Consider the following 2,080-nt stretch of genomic DNA (forward strand, 5'->3'; position numbering starts at 1 on the left):
TCACACTATCCACCGGATTTCTCTGACTGGTAGTCACAACGATATCTAGTCAGACGGCGCTACACTCTGCTAAACTAGAACGGATGCATGATCTACAGGGCTACACAGAATGTATTTCTAATAGCGGTTCAGGGGATGTAAAGAGGGCCTTTATTCGAAACAGAAGTCAGGCCTCGTAAGGATCCCATTCAAAGCTGTCATCATCGTTTTGCGAATAATGTATCGAACCATGTTGCCAACCCACCCGGTTCCACAGCTGATACAGTGGCTCACGCAGGGTTAACGCGATATCAGATTCGAGATCTTCTATCTTCACCCGTTTCAGTTGCAAGAGATCTTCGTTGATGGGACGGGTAACATCTGGCCCAATGAGTCGCTGAGGCTTTTCAATAGTGTAACATCCTGAATCTATCAACGTGATATAAACATAGACCGGAGGGAAGAATCCCGAATCCTGGTACATCTCACAGACACGGCCAACCAGTTCCACGATCTCTTTATCAATATACCACGCTATCCCTTGTCGCTCACTGCGTTCGATAACCAGCTTCGTGGTCACTGCCTCCACCCATCCATCTCCATCCAAACAAATGTATTCTGAAAACAAGCCTTCTGATAGATCTGTATAGGGCGCTGTAACTACCAAATCTCCGAATCCCTGCGCTCCAGCTGACCTGGAACGGAACTTTGGAGGTTCAGGAAGATCTGTCGCGATCATTTCTGGTGGATCCGAAACCGATTCAACCGGGAATATGTGGACAGCAACTATAGGCTGATCCTCCACTAACTCTCCGTGGCGTGGCCTGCGTTCCTGGAGCCTGCTGATCTGAGCTTGGTACAGTTCTTCAATATCGTTTTCAGGGTTGTCAAGCGCGTTACTCGGATCGACGTTTAGATGCTCTTGAGCGAGATCGTGATTCTCGACATCCATCAGGTCCTTTCTCAACCGGGCGAAATCCTTGATGTGGACCCGCCATTCATACTCGCTGGCTAAGTCGTCTTCCAGCCTGTCACGAGTAACACCTGCCATCTGGGTAGTGGTGGCGAATATGAAGAAGTCGAAATCTTCGGGACGGTCTGCTGCTGACTCTGCGTCAGAACGGATCTTGTCTTCGATCCTGCGAGATTGAATACTGCAGTGCAACACGCCCTGTCTGCCGGAGCGTTCAAGAAGGGCATCTCGGCCACCATCCGGACCTCGGACACCGGTAGGATCTACGTCATAGCCTTCTCGACCTAAGAGGTCAACAGCTAATTCCTCGAGTCTCGCACCGTCCCCAATACCGCGGAGATTCGCCTCCAGATTGGTATTCGGCATTTCTCACCTACCTGTATCTGAGGTAGGTGCTCTTACAAAAGTATCGACAACTCTTCTTGTTCTCTTCCTTGAACTGGCGGGTTGCGAACAGTTTTGTGACACGGATAGCAAAACCATTCGTGTATGGACGAGTTGGAGTTTGCCTTGGAAAATATCGGCGGGCATGCCTTCGAGGATTTCGCTATGGCGTTCCTCCGGGAACAAGGATACAGTGTTCATGAAAGCGGAGAATCCGGGCCTGATGGAGGGTGGGATGCACAGATTGAGCTTGGCAGTAGGAATGGTATCGCTCACGCCAGTGTCCAGGAAACGTGGAGGCGTAAGCTGCGGAACGATGCAGAGAAAGTAGCAACTCTTGAGGAGGACCGGGGTGAGGACTACGATCTGTTCGTCTTTGTCACGAATCAGGATGTAGGCGGCAGCCAGGAACTGGATATGGAGGAGGAGATCAGGGAGGAATACGGCTGGACCCTGAACATCCACCACCGAAAAGAGATTCTGGGGGAACTGAGGCAGAACAGTCAAGGCCTGGCCGAAGACTTTCTCGACGTCGACCTGCAGAAGGACCGTGGACACGTTGAGGAGATCGAGGAATTATGCAGTGATCGGCTTGACAAGATCCAGGCACGGGAAGGCTACGCCTCTGACCTGATCGAAGGCCCTGCAGTAGTCCTCCACATCATCCCGAACGGCGTACTGTTGAAAAGTAAGACCAGTCCCGAAAGCATTCCCGATCCCTCCGTTCTGTTTGAAGACCTTACG

Annotated in this window: 2 protein-coding genes; one reads left to right on the forward strand and one right to left on the reverse strand. The window is 51.2% G+C overall.

The features are described 5' to 3' along the window. Nucleotides 1-166 precede the first annotated feature (166 nt). Nucleotides 167-1,318: a PDDEXK family nuclease gene (locus C446_RS14655; protein ID WP_152419453.1), complete on the reverse strand. Its 1,152-nt coding sequence runs from the start codon at nucleotides 1,316-1,318 to the stop codon at nucleotides 167-169. A 123-nt stretch (nucleotides 1,319-1,441) separates the two neighbouring features. Between C446_RS14655 and C446_RS14660 the strand changes: the two genes are divergently transcribed. After that, nucleotides 1,442-2,080, forward strand: a 639-nt coding sequence (locus tag C446_RS14660) for a restriction endonuclease (protein WP_006673909.1), incomplete at its 3' end; no start/stop codon positions are given.

This window comes from Halobiforma nitratireducens JCM 10879 (assembly GCF_000337895.1).
GTDB classification, from domain to species: domain Archaea; phylum Halobacteriota; class Halobacteria; order Halobacteriales; family Natrialbaceae; genus Natronobacterium; species Natronobacterium nitratireducens.

What these genes read in the sequence shown, in the direction of transcription:
- C446_RS14655 (WP_152419453.1), bottom strand. Translation starts at nt 1,318, where the DNA reads ATGCCGAATACCAATCTGGAGGCGAATCTCCGCGGTATTGGGGACGGT.